14 protein-coding genes are annotated in these 14,166 nt (G+C 66.1%); all 14 read right to left on the reverse strand.

The features are described from left to right. Positions 1-179 precede the first annotated feature (179 nt). Positions 180-662 carry a hypothetical protein gene (locus ACWV14_RS31680; protein WP_454905880.1) on the reverse strand — a complete coding sequence of 161 codons (483 nt, stop codon included), beginning with the start codon at positions 660-662 and terminating at the stop codon, positions 180-182. 5 nt (positions 663-667) lie between these two features. Then, positions 668-1,300: a hypothetical protein gene (locus ACWV14_RS31685; RefSeq protein WP_454905882.1), complete on the reverse strand. Its 633-nt coding sequence runs from the start codon at positions 1,298-1,300 to the stop codon at positions 668-670. Positions 1,301-1,302: 2 nt separating this feature from the next. Continuing rightward, positions 1,303-2,316 (reverse strand): phage tail protein, encoded by a 1,014-nt coding sequence (locus ACWV14_RS31690; RefSeq protein WP_454905884.1) that lies wholly within the window; start codon positions 2,314-2,316, stop codon positions 1,303-1,305. A gap of 13 nt (positions 2,317-2,329) precedes the next feature. After that, positions 2,330-2,767 carry a phage tail fiber protein gene (locus ACWV14_RS31695; RefSeq protein ID WP_237677896.1) on the reverse strand — a complete coding sequence of 146 codons (438 nt, stop codon included), beginning with the start codon at positions 2,765-2,767 and terminating at the stop codon, positions 2,330-2,332. A 24-nt stretch (positions 2,768-2,791) separates the two neighbouring features. Then, positions 2,792-3,403, reverse strand: a complete 612-nt coding sequence (locus tag ACWV14_RS31700) for a DUF4376 domain-containing protein (protein ID WP_454905886.1) — start codon at positions 3,401-3,403, stop codon at positions 2,792-2,794. 3 nt (positions 3,404-3,406) lie between these two features. Beyond that, positions 3,407-7,543, reverse strand: coding sequence for a phage tail tip fiber protein (locus ACWV14_RS31705; RefSeq protein ID WP_454905888.1), 4,137 nt, complete (start codon positions 7,541-7,543; stop codon positions 3,407-3,409). A 50-nt stretch (positions 7,544-7,593) separates the two neighbouring features. Continuing rightward, positions 7,594-8,013 carry a DUF6950 family protein gene (locus ACWV14_RS31710; protein ID WP_428744989.1) on the reverse strand — a complete coding sequence of 140 codons (420 nt, stop codon included), beginning with the start codon at positions 8,011-8,013 and terminating at the stop codon, positions 7,594-7,596. Continuing rightward, positions 8,010-8,627, reverse strand: a complete 618-nt coding sequence (locus tag ACWV14_RS31715) for a hypothetical protein (protein WP_237677892.1) — start codon at positions 8,625-8,627, stop codon at positions 8,010-8,012. The genes ACWV14_RS31710 and ACWV14_RS31715 overlap by 4 nt, the downstream gene beginning before the upstream one ends. Continuing rightward, positions 8,624-9,250 (reverse strand): hypothetical protein, encoded by a 627-nt coding sequence (locus tag ACWV14_RS31720; RefSeq protein WP_454905891.1) that lies wholly within the window; start codon positions 9,248-9,250, stop codon positions 8,624-8,626. The genes ACWV14_RS31715 and ACWV14_RS31720 overlap by 4 nt, the downstream gene beginning before the upstream one ends. Continuing rightward, on the reverse strand, positions 9,247-11,781 hold the full coding sequence (locus tag ACWV14_RS31725) for a phage tail tape measure protein (protein WP_454905893.1): 2,535 nt from the start codon (positions 11,779-11,781) through the stop codon (positions 9,247-9,249). The genes ACWV14_RS31720 and ACWV14_RS31725 overlap by 4 nt, the downstream gene beginning before the upstream one ends. A 91-nt stretch (positions 11,782-11,872) precedes the next feature. After that, positions 11,873-12,223, reverse strand: a complete 351-nt coding sequence (locus ACWV14_RS31730; RefSeq protein ID WP_454905895.1) for a DUF1799 domain-containing protein — start codon at positions 12,221-12,223, stop codon at positions 11,873-11,875. A gap of 17 nt (positions 12,224-12,240) precedes the next feature. Next, complete coding sequence (locus ACWV14_RS31735) at positions 12,241-12,591, reverse strand: hypothetical protein (RefSeq protein WP_422084317.1); 351 nt, start codon at positions 12,589-12,591, stop codon at positions 12,241-12,243. Between the two features lie 40 nt (positions 12,592-12,631). Beyond that, complete coding sequence (locus tag ACWV14_RS31740) at positions 12,632-13,561, reverse strand: hypothetical protein (RefSeq protein ID WP_454905896.1); 930 nt, start codon at positions 13,559-13,561, stop codon at positions 12,632-12,634. Between the two features lie 59 nt (positions 13,562-13,620). Then, the gene (locus ACWV14_RS31745; RefSeq protein ID WP_454905898.1) at positions 13,621-14,103 is read right to left on the reverse strand and encodes a hypothetical protein; all 483 of its coding nucleotides are present in this window, start codon (positions 14,101-14,103) and stop codon (positions 13,621-13,623) included. Positions 14,104-14,166 lie beyond the last annotated feature (63 nt).

The following is a 14,166-nucleotide window of genomic DNA, read 5'->3' on the forward strand; positions in this document are numbered from 1 at the left end:
GGGCGAGGACGTTCGGGGATTCATGGAAAAAAGAGATATCAGATAATGAGAATCATACTCATCTTCGACGCGGACCTCTTCTTGCCCAGGTGACGCAGCAGCAATGAAACGGCCACGAAAAAGCCCCGGAGCGATGCGTCTGCATCGTCCCGGGGCTTCGCCCTGCATCAATCAAGGTCTCAGGGGGCCGGGCCCGCCGGACGCCAGCGGCCAGCGTTTGCGAGCCATTCGTACAGTCGCGGTCCAATCTGCACGACGTCGCCGTTCGCCACGTTGGCGGGGAACAGCTGGTCGTAGGCTCGCAGGCGGTATCCCAGGAATTCGGACGATGCCTCGACAGTGGCTTCGGAGGAAATGACTGCGGATCCCACGCCCATCAGCGGTGCCGACTGCGACACGAGCCCGTAGACGTTGGACACGATCGAACTCTGTCCGCCAAGCGGGGCACCCTGCGTCGCCACCCCGGCGGCACTGCGCAACGCGATCAGGCCCGCCTTGGCCTCGGCATTCAGTTCGATCGAACCGCCAGAAGAAGCCCGTGCGGCACCGCCGCCCTCCACGTCAGTACTCGCCGCCAGAAGTCCTGCCACCTCGAAGACGAGCGCGCCCGAGAACGGCTTGGCGCCGAAAGTCGATGCTCCGAAGGTCAATGCGCCGAACATCGGTGCTACTCCGCCGGGGTTTCAGAGGACGACGGCGGCTCCTGATCGGGAGCCGGCTGGAACGCGAGGAAATCGCACACCGGCAGCATCTGCAGGAGCTGCTCCAGGGTCGGCTCGTCGACCTGGCCGGCCGCGACCTTGTCCTGCAGGGAATAACAGAAGTCCCATACCAGCGAGCGCCACGCGCGAAAGGCGCGCCCCTGCGCCTGGAAGCGCGGAACGGCCGGCTCGTCGGCATAGGTGACCGCGGTCCTGATGTCGTCGAAGCCATAGGCGACGGCAGTGGCATCTAGGTGCTTCTGCACTTCGCTGCGCAAGGCCGCGGCACGCTCCTCGAGGGTCGGCACATGCGGTTCGGGCGTCAATGGCGGCTCGCTGCCTGGCGCTTCCGGTTCCGGCGTCACGGGTGGCTCGGGAAGAGGCTCCGGCGCGGGGATGTCCTCGGCAATCCACATGCCGTTGGCCGCCGCGAAATAGCGCTTGCCTTCGATGGGCGGCGGCGGCTCCGCCACCAGGCAATTGCCGGGGACGAGCCAGACCTCGCCCTCGTCGGCCGGCGAGAGATCGCTCTCGTCGAGCTCGACAGGGCCGAAGTAGAGCCGGTCGGGGCCGAATGAATAGACGGTCTTGGTTTTCATGGTCAGTACTTGATGCACGCGAGGTACGCGTTGTTGCGTGGGCGGGCTTCGGTGTCGCCGCTGGTGTTCAGCGAGATGCCGGTGGGGCCGGTCTTGATGACGATGCCGGTGGCCGCGCCGTAGATGCCGATGCCCGTGCCGGAGCCTCCGACACCGACGTTGTGGGCGTGATTGCCTGCGCCGTAGGTTTCCCTGTTCACGTCACCGTCGACCAGCCGCGCGATCACGCCTGCGCCATAGGAGCCAACACCCGATACCTGTGGTGCGATGAGTCCGTGAGTGTGATGACCCTGAGCATCCGTCCAGGCCCCGTGCGCATGACCAGGATCGGCAACGCCATGCGCATGAGCAGGATCCGTGATCGCATGCGCATGCCCCGGATCCACCACACCATGCGCGTGCGACAGATTCGCGCTGTCCTGGTAGGACCCCAGCGTGCGGCCAGGATCGAATCCTCGCCCATCGTCCAGCCCGCGATCGAACACGCCACGCCCGTCAGGCAGGTTGAACGTGGTCGAGCCATCGCCCGCGCCGTACGTCGTGCCGATCTTCGCGAACAGCCGCGCATACGTCGTGCGCGAGACCGCGGCGCCGTTGCGCTTGAGGTAGCCTGCCGGCGGCGTGGCCTGCGCGAAGTAGCAGACCATGCCCGTCTGGTCGAGGCCGAGGGCATCCTGCCAATCGGCCTTGAGCTGCTCGGTCGATGCCGACAGGATGGTCAACCCGATCTGCTTCGGCCCCTCGGGAAAGTCGACCTTCGCGCCATCGTTGCTCGATGCGATGACCAGCGTGCGCGCAAGCGCGCCATCGGCCATCGTGGCCCGGCCGAGTTCGAACAGGCCGGTTGGGCGGCCGACGGAGTCGACCGCGTTGATCATGTAGTGGCAGGTGTCTCCCTCTGCCATGCCAGCTGCGGAGAACGGCCGATATGCATCGACAGCGCCCCCCAGCACAAAGGCGCCCAGTCCCACGGAGCTGCTGGACTCCAGGATGCGGTCGGCGGTTTTGTGTGCCATCTCGCTGTGCCGTTCAGACCGTGAGGAACGCGACCTTGGTCGACGTCTTGAGGCGCGGCACCACGCCGGCCTGGATCGGGATGACGGGCGTCAGCGCGCCGTGCAGCAGCAGCAGGCCGCCGCCGGCCGCCGCGGTGCCGATGCCCAGGTGCGTGGCCGTGCCCGTGGCGGTGCCGGCCACTTCCAGGAATTCCAGCGCGTTGACGAGGAAGGCCTCGTTGCCGATCACCGACCAGCCGGCCGGGCTGCGCGGTACCGCCATGCGGGCATAGCCCGGGTACACGAGCTCGTTCGTGCTCTGGTTGGCGCCGGCGCCCGGGGCGGCGGTGAGAAGGCTGATGTAGAGGTCTGTCGACGGGTTCACCGAGGCGTTGTCGGCGAGGCCCGTGATGGGCGTGCCGAGAAGAATCAGCTTGATGAAGGCGTTGGCGGATGCGGGTGAATAAGCCATTGGGAGCTCCTGGGGTTGAGTTGGTTATGCAAGCGAAGGGTTGACGGGCTGGTCGCCCATGAAGTCGGCCAGGCTGCAGCTGGCCGGGATGTCGGTGTCGCGAAGTCCGTCGATGAACACATGCGCCGCCCGCTCGGCGCTGAAGCAGCGCTGCACGTGTTCGGCGACGGCACGCGCAATGGCCAGCGCTTCTTCCCGGGTGAGCGTGACGAAGCCTTCGGCCGCCTTGAAGTCGATGCGATCGAGCCCGCGCGCCTCCATGTCGGCAAGCGACTCGGCAAAGGTCGCGCGGTCTTCGCGGCCGGTCTTGATACGCAGGCCGCCGGCGATCGTCAGGCCACCGGTCTCGAGGCGCCAGCGTTCGTCGGCAAGCTCGGCCTTGAGCTGCCGCCGCAGGTCGTCGGGCGTGCGCGGATCGCGCCAGGCGTGTGCCGCCCAATCGAAGACGTGATGCTCGCTCGGCCGCTGCGGCAACGGCTCGGGCACGCCGTTGCGGATGAAGGTACCGGGCGCCGCATGCCCGAGGTAGACAGACTCGCCGGGATCGGCCTGCGCGTGGCACCACTCGACGGTGGCCTGCGTGCCGGTGCAACGGATCTCGCCTGTGCGTGTGTTGTAGACAGTGAAGTGAGGCATGGTTCAGCGGCGCGTGGACAGCGCATAGATGGAAGACCCGGCAGACCCGGCACTACCGGGAGGGCCAAGCGAGGTAAAAACGATCGTGTGCGCGCCAGGACTCAACGGCACCTGAACGCCACCCGTCACAGTGCTGCCCGCAATGCCGGCACCGGTCCAGGCCGGCACGCCGTCGACCGTGAGAGAGACAAAACTCGTCTGCATCACGAACACCGAGCCCAGGATGAAGGTGTCCAGCGGCACACTGCCCGGCACGACGTGCCTGAGCTGAGCAATGTGCGAACCCGGAGCTGACACGAAAGACGGCACCGTCACAGCCTGCCCACGCAGATTCAACGTATCGATGACGTCGACCTGATTGATCGTCAGGCCTTCGTTCTGCAGGTTGAACCCGGGCCCCCACAGCCGGAACCGCCCCGTGGCGTTCTGCATCTGCAGGCCCATGCCGTTGCAGGTCATGTCGACGAAGGTGTCACCGCCCGTGTGGCGCGCAAGAATCCATCCCCAGCTGCCATCGTTGAACCACTTGTTGGCGCTGCGCAGATAGCCCCAGCCGCCCACGCCGTCACCCGAGATGTCCACCTGGCCCGCGGTCACGTAGCCCAGCCGGGACGTGATCGCCGACAGCCGGTCGACACTGATCGCACGCGCCAGGATCGAGCCGTCCACGACCAGCGTGCCATCGATGCCGACAGTCGGCGAACCACCCACCGAACCCACCACGAAGGGGTACTTCGTGGCACCACCGGCCGCCTGCTGCGCTATCGCGAACCGGTCGACCAGCACGGTGAAGTTGCTCTCCTGGCCATCGTTGTTGAGCAGCACGCCCGCGACCTTGTTGCCGGCCACGACCTTCAGGCCCCACTTGGCCGACAGCCGGCCGGTTTCGTCGGCGCGCACCTGGGCTTCCTGGTCGATGGCCGCCTCGGCGCCGTTCACGCGCACGGCCAGCGTCGTGCGGGCCGCAGCTTCCGCCGCATCGGCGGCCGCACGGGCCACCACTTCCTCTCGGATGGCCGCCACCGCGCCGCGGTCGCTGGTTTCCGACGTGTACGGCGTGACCGGGAAGCGGCCCTGCTCCACCTTCACGAAACGCACGCCCATGCCCCCGCCTGCGGCGTAGCCGTTCCACAGGAACACTGCCTTGCCCTTGACCGCGGCGGCCGGCGCAATCGCTTCCACCGCGAACTCGTTGCGGCGAAGCTGCTCGTTCATGAAGCCGTGCCGCCCTTCATTGAGCGTGTCCGTGATGTCCAGCGAGTTGCCGCTCGCATCGAAGAACTCGAGCGCGAATCCGCTCTGGCCCACGTCGCTCTGGAACATCGAGTCGCCCGAAGCTGCGTACCAGCTGCCGGGCTTGACCGGGAAGCTGGCGCTGACGAGCCGTCCGCTTGCGGATGCCGCCGCATGAAGCCGCGCCGATGTGCCCCAGTCGTCCTCCATCACCTCCCAGGGGTTGTCCTGCAACTCCCATCTGTCCAGGTCGAACTCGAACCCGCCGTTGAAGACAAGGTTGGCGCGCACATAGCCGACCGCGCGGGCCGAGACGGTGTCGATGCGCTGCGCCAGCTGCTCCGCCGTGTCGGTCATCACTTTCTCGACATGCGTGATCGCAGTCCCGCGCTCGATGGCCTCGTCGATCAGGCGCTCGCTGATGCCGGAGTTGACGTTCAACAGATCGGCGACCTGCTCGTCGAGCCCCTCCTGCAGCTCCTTGATCGCATCGTCGATCGAAGGCAGCGACGCAAGCTGGATATACCCCGCATCACTGGCATTGCCACCGATGTCGAATGCGGTGACCCAGTAGATGCGCGTGGCCGCCACAGGCTCGGTCCGCACGAAGTTGAGCGACCCCGTATGGCCGATCTCCACCGCCTCTGCCAGCGTCGGCCCCACCTTGACGATGTATGCGGAGATCGGCTGGGTCGTGCCGCACGCCTGCCAGGCCAGCTCGATCTGCGCGCCCCAGACCTCTCCGCGCACGATCGGCTGCGCCGGACGGGCGATCTCGATCGTCGCGGAGATCGGAATGCCCCAGACCCCCTGCGTATTGCCGTGCTGCGCCCACACCTTCACTGTTCCTGCAGGCAGCCAGCCGATGTTGGCGTTCAGGGCCTTGCCGGTCCATCGCTCCACCGCCGTCTCGAAGGTCGGTCCGATGAAGATCCGCGTCGCGCCCCATTCGAGCAGGTCGATGCCCGTCGGGGCCGACCAGCGTGCGACCACGCCGGTCGGCTCCACGGCGAGGCTCAGTCCCTCGACGTCGCCCGGCTTCACGCTCGCGCCCTGCAGCGTGTGCGTCACCATCGTCCAGTAGCTCGAAGCGTAGGCCGTCATGAAACGCACGCGCACCTGGTACTCGCCGTGTACCTCCAGGCCGAGCAGGAAGGTCTCGGTGGCCGTGCCCGGCAGCGTGGCGCTCTGCCAGTCGCCCACTGGCGTGGTCGTGCGCCACTGCACCTGCACGTTGCCGCCGCGCAAGACGGCGTCGTCAACCGACGCCGACCAGCTCACGCGCGCACGGATCACCAGCGTGCCGCCCTGCTGCACCATCTGCTCCTGGCCGCTGCGCACCTGCAGGTCGAGCGGCGGCTGCGGCAGCAGGAACGGGTTCGGCAGGTTGGTATTGGGCGACGGGTCGCGCAGCACCTCGTCGGCGGTGTCGTAGAAGGCCTCTTCGTCCTCGATGACCTGGAACGAGAGCGGCGAGCTCATCGAATAGCTCCAGTCCTGCACGCGGAACGGCTTGTTGGAAAAGCCGTAGAGCGCGCTCGTGAGCACGATGCGGTCGCCCGGCTGCAGGTGCCACGCCAGCATCTTCGGATGGATCTGCAGCACGAAGCCGCCGCGGCTCTGCTCCACCAGCACGCGCGAGATCTGGTGCGTGCGCGCATGGGCCGTGGTGAACGGCAGCACGAGGTCGAGGAACTTGTCCTTCTGGTCGCTCTCGCGGAAGACGGCGTTCTGGTACTGCTTGAAGTCTTCCGACACGCCGTTGCGCGTGAGGTTGACGTAGGTGCCCCTGGCGCCGTTGTAGCGCGCGGTGCCGGGGTTGCAGGTCTGCACCACGGTCATGGGCGCCAGCAGGTCGTCGTCGGTCATCGCGAGGACGGGGGTGGTCCATGCGCCGGCCAGGATGCGCCAGACACCGCCCGACTCGAGGCTGTAGCCGGCCATCGTGTCTTCGAGCTGCTGGCGCGTGCTGTCGCGGTCCTGGTCGGAGCGGAACATGCCGTCGCAGGTGTAGCGCGCGGCGCTGCCGCCGTAGTTGGCCCTGTCGGCAACGGCCGTGCCGAGGTTGTAGATCGGCGTGTCGCAGGCGTTGGCGGCAACGATCAGCGCGTTCTGGTCGATCTGGTCGTTGGACGCGAGGTACCCCTCCTCCGAGCGCAGGAAGTCGGCCAGGCACAGGGCAGGGTTGCGGCTGTACGCAGTTGCGCCGGTGCGCGGGTCGTAGACCTTCTTGCCCTTCACGTTCGCGGTGATGGCCGGCAGGCCGCCCTGGAAGCGCTCGACGAAGAGGTTGAGCGTGACGACGATGTACGTGTAGCCGCTGAGCTTGTGGGCTTCGGTCCACAAGCCCCTGCTGGCGGGCCACGGATCGAGGTTGGCACGCATGTAAGCATCGGCCGTGTCGACACCGTCGGGCGACAGGTGGATCTGCACGTTGACCCCGGGCACGCCGCCGATCGCCTCCGAATCCGTGACGATGAATTCCGGGTTCGACGAATAGCCGTTCGCATCGAGTGCGCCGAGCGAAACGCCTTCGATCTGGATGTCGGTCACGGCTTCGCACGGATGCGCCGCCAGCACCATCACGACATGCTTCAGGTGGCTGTACTCGCCGCCGGTAAGCACCGCCACCACCGCACCGCCGACCGGTGCGGGCTCACCATAGATCACGGTGTGCGGCGCATCGGACGCGATGATCGTGGTGGTGCGCTCCTTGATGTTCGCGACGTCTTCGGCGAGCTTGCGGGCCGCTGCGGCCTTGGCCTGCTTCTTGGCCTGCATGTTGCCGTAGGCGCTGGCCACGATGGAGAGCGCCGTCGAGACGATCATGCCGCCCACGGCAACTGCCGACGTGGTCGCTCCCACGGCAGTGCCGATCGCGCTCAGAATCGAAACGGGGTCCGCCATCGCGGCGGTGCAAATCCCTAGCAGGACGCCCAGGACAAGAGCGAAACGAATCAAACGCGCCATGTGGCAACCCCCGCGGTAAGTGGCAAGAACACGAGCCGGTCGGCCGCCGGCGCGGCAATGTGCGATCCCGTGCAGATCCCGAAGCTGTAGCCCGACACGCGGCCGACCTTGCCGCCGCTACGGGCCAGCACCACGTCGCCGCGCTGCGCCATCGTTCCCGGCAAGGGCGGGCCGAGCCGTGCCGTAGCGGCCGACAGGAAGCCCCCGGCCGCGCGCACCGCGCGCAAGGTGGCCAGCAGGTGTTTTCTTCCGATGGGCGCATCGGGTGCACGCAGGTCCGCGAGCGGGTCCTTGCCCGTGCGCTCGATGACCCAGTCGGCCGCGATGTGCGCGCAGTCGTGCCGGAAGTATTCGAAGGGTGCGTTTCTTCGCACCGAGATGAAATCGTCCAGGTTCTTCATGGTCATTTGCCTCGCGCCCGGGCCCAGTAGTTCAGTGCCATCTGCAGGTACTTGTTGACCCACACGGTGGGCGACCCGATCATGGAATTCAGGTATTCGAAGCCGCGCTCGCCAGGGTGCTTGACCTGGTGCTGGGCATCGTTGGTGCGCAGCGACGCAGGGTTCGAACGCACGTCGTAAGACGCGGTGCGGCAGTCCATCGCGATCTTTGCGGTGGAGCCATCGCGCTCGATCTTCATCTGGTCCATCACGCCCGCGAAGCGCAACACCGGCTCGCCGCTGATCTGCAGCGTGGCGGCATCGAGCAACGCGATCCACACGCGCACGCCGCGGTCCTGATAGTCGCTCGGGTCGCCCAGTGCGAGCGCGCGCGTACCGATGTCGACGGGCGACAGCGTGAGCGTCAGTTTCTCGGCGGCGCCGTCTTCGCTTTCGTGAAGCTCGCCGATGGAGCCGAGGTTGCCCACGCCCTGCCACGTCTCGCCCATTACCTGGAGGGACAACGGCCAGTTGGTGAAGCGCGCGGTGCCGCTTCGCAGCTTGAGCTCGACGAGGGCCAGCTGGCCGTACGTCTGCGAGCGCGCGGCCGCTTGAAAGCCGGAGCTGGTCTGGATGGTCATTGTTCCCACGACTCCATCAGGTCCAGGCTGAAGCCGCCTTGCGTGCGCGACTCCGAAGCCCAGGTGGTCTTGGTGTCGACCCGCCGCATCAGGCAGGTCGGGCGGTCCCACACGACCGCGCTGCCGGCCACCACGGGCGTGCGCAGCACGGGCTCGAAGCGCACCGTGATCACGCCGGCCGCGTCGGCCACCGCGTCGGCCTGCACGTGCAGCATCTGCCGATGGTTCGACGCCTGGTTGACGCCGATCCAGTCGCCCTGCAGCAGGGTCTTGCCGGCCTCGGTGGCACCCATGCGGATCGTCAGCTCCGACGAGCCTGCGGCGGCAGCGACCGCCGTCCATACACCGCGCGCGGTGCCTCGCGGCACGGGCTGCAGCATGTCGTGCACGGCCAGCACGTTGACCTGGCCGCGCATCGAATGCACCAGGGCGCGCCAGGCGGCAGCCTCGCGCATCAGCGGAATGCGCTCCTCGCTCACGAGCGTGCAGGTGCGGCGCGCGGGCCCGAGCACGGCCACCTGCATCGATCCGGATTCGCTGTTGCTGAAAGTCAGGTCGAAGACCTGGAGTCCGAAGTCCTGCCGCTTCACCGGCAGATCGGACGGGAGTGTCACGATGGTCATTGGGGGAGCACCTTCACGCGCTTGAGTTGTTCCATCTGGCCGCGGTTGTTCTCCGCGAGCAGGCGTTGCATGTCGGCCATCACCGCGCCGCGGTCGGAACGGGCGTCGATGTGGAAGACGTTGGAGGGCGCGAACTGAATCGTCGGCGAGCCATTCGCACCACCAGGCGCGCTCACGCCAAGGCGGCCGTCGGAGCCACGGCGCAGCGGCATGATTGCTTCGGGCCCGGCTTCGCCCATGAGGCCGATGCCGTTCGCGAACGGGAAGAACGTGGGCTGGCCGACCACGCTGTTGGCGTAGGTGTGCAGGCCGGGGGATGAGAAGACGTTGCCGTTGGCGCTCTTGACGCCGAAGAAGCCGAGTACGGTGCTCACCGCACTGCCGATCCAGCTTCCGCCGGAGCTGGAACCCGAGGCCGTGCCGCCGCCGCCGCTGCTTCCCGAAAAAATCCCCTTCATCGCACCGGAGAGCCATCCGGAAAACGCCTCGACGGCCGGCTTCACAGAGGCGTCGTACAGCGCATCGGCCACCGACGCTGCAAGCTTCTTCTTGAGCGCTTCGCCCATCTTGTCGATGGCATCTTTGCCGCCGCCATCCAAGAGATTCACGAACCCGTCACGGAACACGCCGCCGATGTCGTCGGACATCTTTTTCGACTTTTCCTCGTCCTTTGCCTTTTCCTTCTTCTGTTTTTCGTCGTTGGTTTTCAGGCGTTCGGAGGCCTCGGTCGCCGCGAGCAAATCTTTCTCGGCATCACGACGGGCGTACAGCGACTTCAAGTAGGCCGGATCGACGTTCTCAGTCGCATCGAGTTCCTGGAGCTGCCGTTCCGTCTGCGCAATGGTCAGCTTCTGGATCGCCTCCTTGGACAGGCCATACACGGCGTTCTGTTCCTCTTGCGCCCGAACCTGCTCGCGGATTCTTTCTGTCGCCTGCTGCGAGGTCTTGAGCACGTTGCTCTGAGACGCTGCCTCCATTTCCGCGAAAGTGCGTTCGGCTTCTGCATTGACGAAGCCGCGCTGTTGGCCGATTTCCTCCACCTTGGCTTCCAGCTTTCGCTTGTCGCCAGCGGACCCCTTCCTGGAACCCAGCAGGCGCAGTTCCTTCCGGATGGCATCCTCCTGGTCCGTCAGGTCCTGGAGTCGCAGCTCGCGTTTTTGCCGAACGACGCCATAGTCGGTGAGCAGATCACGTTTGCGCAGGCTGTCGATGTTCTTGAAGCCCTCGGCAGTAAATCGTGCCTTGGCGTTGTATTCCTCGCGCACTGCTTCAATGCGGGCCCGGAGGGCATCGTCCTCAGCGCGGTCGATGCCGGAAGTCCCTCCGCCTGTCGTGGGACGCTCCTTCTTCGCACCATCCTCACTGGATTTCTTGATGGCGGCGTCGTTCTCCTTGGCTCGTTGCCCCTGCAGATATGCGCTATTGCGAGCCAAGCGATCTGTTTCGACCAGTCCAGCCTTTTCCTCGAGCAGCTTCTCCGTTTCTCGGTCTCGGGTGGCCTTTGGCTTTGCCCGGCCGAAGGCCGCGCCGCCGGCATTGACTGCAAAACCATTGCCCTGCTCCAGTGCGCCCAACTGTTCGAGCTTCTTGTCGATCTCTCCGATCTTCTGCTGGGTGGTTTCGGGGCGACCGATGTTCAGCATCGAATCCCAAGCCCGCTTCGCGACGCCCGTCACGGCAAGCCAGCCGCGCTCCATGCTGCCGAGATTGCCGACCACCTCCGCAGTGCGTTGCTTCATCGCGTTCGCGAAGGTCTGCTGCGCCAGCGCCGCAGCCTCTTCCGTCTTTCCCTGCTTCTCCAGAGCCACGATGCGCTCGTAGGTACTTGCGCTCAGGTAGTGGTAGGTTTCGTTGAGCTTGGCCGATGCCTTGGATGGCTCGTCAGCCAGCTTGACGAAATTGCCAACGGCTTTGTTGATCGAAGTGCCCAGCACGCGGTTCATTTCCGCTGTTGCTCCAGCAACTTCATTCACAACGTCGCCGCCGATCCTGCCGGTACTGACCACCGCGGCGATGGCCTCCGCAGCCTTGGCCTGTGTGCCTTGCGTTCCGGCGACCTCTATGGCTTTCGTCTGAAGCTGATCGGTTGTGAGCCCGACATAGTTGCCGGTCATCGTCTTCGCGTTGGCATAGGCCACAGCTTCCTTGCTGCCCTCGACGTAAGCCTCCGTCAGCAGAGTCACGGCCTTCGTTGCAATGTTGAGCGGTGTGACGATGCTCTTGACGTAGCCGCCCACAGCACCGAAGGCCGAGCCGACACCACCGAAGGAAGACACGAGCTTCGTCCCTTCGCCCACCAGCGAGGTCAAGGGCGACTGCCCGCTCTGGATGCTGGAGAACAGGCTTTGAACAGAAGAAGCAACCTCCTTGGCGGAAGCCGCTGCCTTCGCCTTGGCCTCTTCGGCCTTGCTGGCGCCGCTCGATATCCTGTCGACGAACTTTGAAAATTCGCTCAAGACCTCGGCCAGGTCCGCCTTCATCGACGAAGCGTTCACTGACATCTGAATCGCTAATTGTTGTGTTGCAGCCATGTCTGTATGGTCCGTTTGAGCTAAGAAAAAAATGAGGCCGACATCTGCCGGCCCCATGCTTCTTCGATGGCCGCAGGGGCCCGCGATGCCGCTAGACGTTCAGCACCGCGATGCCTTCGTCTTCCATCACCTGCAGTTGCAGGAACACCTCGCGCTGGAGTGCGCGCGGAATGCCCAGGCGCTTCATGGCGACGTCGACGGCGCCGAAGTCGAGCCCCTGGAACCACGCGCCTGCCGCACCCGCGACGACCCGCCACTGCGTTCGGCAGGCATGGAACACCTCGAATGCTTCCTGGTGTTCGGGCCATAGCTCGAAGGGTGGCGGGCCGCCGCCGTTGGCCGTCGAAGAGACGAGCCGGGTCGGGTCGAGACCGAGCGACGCGCACTGGCTTCGGAGATCGTCGTCCAGCTCGTCGTGGACGCGATGCTCTGCTCCGAGCACAAGGCGCGCGGCGCCTCTCAGTTTTTTACCGCGGCCGGGTAGGCATGCTCGAAGTAGCTGTAGGCAATGGCAGCCTCGAAGGACGGCCATTCCTCCACCGCCGCCGCGCGGTTCTCGGCGGTGCAGATGAAGGGCGCGCCGTCATCGCCTTCCAGGCCCTTCCAGTCGGCCAGCACCATGTCGAGCAGTTCCCTGTCGGTCAGGTCGCGGCCGTCCAGGCGCTTCTGCAGGATGTCGTTGTCGGACTTGGTCAGGCGCTTGAAGACGGCGCTGAAGCGCACTTCCTCGACCTGGCTGTCGCCGGGTACGCGCATCAGCACCGGCGCGACGAAGGTCGGCTTGACCGCGATCTTGAGTTTCTGGGGCATCTCTGTGTGTTCCTATGTGGAGTGGTGGTGCCGGTGAAGCTCAGCGCACGACGATCGACCACTCGTCGTTGCCCGCGCCGGTGGGCACGAACTCGAGCGGCACGGTAATCATCTGCACGCCGTCGACGTCGCTGAAGGTCGGCTTGCCGATCTGCGCGCGCGGTGACAGGAACTCGACGACGTTGGTCGCGCCCTGGCCGTGCTTGAGCGCCAGGTTCACGCGCTGGCTCGCGCGCGCCATGCCGATCCAGTCCTTGGTGGCGACCGAGGTGTTCTCGAAGGTGACCGAGCCGGTCGACACGCGCGCCGTGATGTCCACTGCATCGACGGTCATCAGGTCGCGCTTGACGACGGTGTTGCCGGCGTCGAAGGCGAAGGCGTTGGCGGCCACGCCGAGGCCGTCGAGCGTGAGCGTCGTGTTGGCCTTGTTCACGCCCAGCGGGTCCATGAACTTGGTGTAGTCGGCCACGGGCAGCGGCGCGTCTTCGGCGGGCACGAACAGGCCGGTGAACTCGAACTGCCACTTCGGAATGCCCTTGGCATTGATGGTGGCCTTCACGTTGCCGTGCGCGTCGGTCATCTTGTAGACGGTGCCGTCGACGTTGCCGTAGATGGTGAGCGACTCCAGCGCGTCCGTGGCCGGCGCGAAGGTGGTGCTGACGCCGGCGGCCGTGGTGACGGCGATGGCGCAGCCGCGCATCAGCGCTGCGTAGCCGGGCACGTCGCCCGCCGCGGCAACGCCGGCGATCTCGACCGAGAAGGCGATCTTGCTGTACTGCGTGACCAGCACGGAGCCGCGCGAGCCGAAGTACGGGCGCACGTTGTCGCGCTGGACGACGTCGCCTTCGATGGGGGTCAGCGTGACCTCGCTGACCAGGATCGCGTTGGCCGCGCCCGTGGGCACCGCGTCGGTGCCGCGTACCGTTTCAGCCTTGGCCAGGATGGCCATCTTGCGCATGAGTTTTGCCATGTCGGCGTTCTCCGTTGGTTGGTTTGGGTTGTCGAAAGGAAAGATCTGCCTGCGTGCAGTCAGAGGTAGCGCCAGGTCCGCAGCTGCAGCGCGACGCCGTGACAGCGCACTCCGCAGAAAGTGACGAGGCCGGTGCCGTCGACCTGCACGCCGTCGGTGCGCTTGTCGTCGGTGAGCGGTCCGGCGGCGCATGCGCCGCCGAAGGTGGGGTCGGCGCGCACGGCGTCGCGGATGTCTTCGACGAGCGCGTCGAATACAAGCTCCGAAGCAGCGGCGTCGTCGAACGCGAGCAGGCCGTGCACGGTCCAGGTGTCCACGCTCATCGCGCGGCCGGCGGCATTGACGCTGCGCTCTTCGGTGGCGGTGCGGCGCAGCCACCAGCCGCGCAGTTGCTGGCCGCCGCCCGGCAGGTCGTACAGGAAGAGCGCGCGCAGCGCTGCTTCGTCGGCCAGGGAGCGTTCGCGGTCATGAACGCGGCCGACCTGTGGCACGGTGTTCAGCGTCTGCACGATGGCGCTGCGAAGGGTGTCGAGACGGCTCATGCCTGGGCTCCGTTGGGTGTTGATGGGTTGGTGTATGAACTGTCGCGGCGAAGGCCCGAATGG

The sequence above is a fragment of the Variovorax durovernensis genome (assembly GCF_977011995.1).

Coding starts and splice junctions, on each gene's coding strand:
- ACWV14_RS31740 (WP_454905896.1), bottom strand. CDS start 13,561: ATGGCAAAACTCATGCGCAAGATGGCCATCCTGGCCAAGGCTGAAACG.
- ACWV14_RS31720 (WP_454905891.1), bottom strand. CDS start 9,250: ATGACCATCGTGACACTCCCGTCCGATCTGCCGGTGAAGCGGCAGGAC.
- ACWV14_RS31710 (WP_428744989.1), bottom strand. CDS start 8,013: ATGACCATGAAGAACCTGGACGATTTCATCTCGGTGCGAAGAAACGCA.
- ACWV14_RS31685 (WP_454905882.1), bottom strand. CDS start 1,300: ATGAAAACCAAGACCGTCTATTCATTCGGCCCCGACCGGCTCTACTTC.
- ACWV14_RS31705 (WP_454905888.1), bottom strand. CDS start 7,543: ATGGCGGACCCCGTTTCGATTCTGAGCGCGATCGGCACTGCCGTGGGA.
- ACWV14_RS31725 (WP_454905893.1), bottom strand. CDS start 11,781: ATGGCTGCAACACAACAATTAGCGATTCAGATGTCAGTGAACGCTTCG.
- ACWV14_RS31695 (WP_237677896.1), bottom strand. CDS start 2,767: ATGGCTTATTCACCCGCATCCGCCAACGCCTTCATCAAGCTGATTCTT.
- ACWV14_RS31715 (WP_237677892.1), bottom strand. CDS start 8,627: ATGACCATCCAGACCAGCTCCGGCTTTCAAGCGGCCGCGCGCTCGCAG.
- ACWV14_RS31700 (WP_454905886.1), bottom strand. CDS start 3,403: ATGCCTCACTTCACTGTCTACAACACACGCACAGGCGAGATCCGTTGC.
- ACWV14_RS31680 (WP_454905880.1), bottom strand. CDS start 662: ATGTTCGGCGCATTGACCTTCGGAGCATCGACTTTCGGCGCCAAGCCG.
- ACWV14_RS31735 (WP_422084317.1), bottom strand. CDS start 12,591: ATGCCCCAGAAACTCAAGATCGCGGTCAAGCCGACCTTCGTCGCGCCG.
- ACWV14_RS31745 (WP_454905898.1), bottom strand. CDS start 14,103: ATGAGCCGTCTCGACACCCTTCGCAGCGCCATCGTGCAGACGCTGAAC.
- ACWV14_RS31690 (WP_454905884.1), bottom strand. CDS start 2,316: ATGGCACACAAAACCGCCGACCGCATCCTGGAGTCCAGCAGCTCCGTG.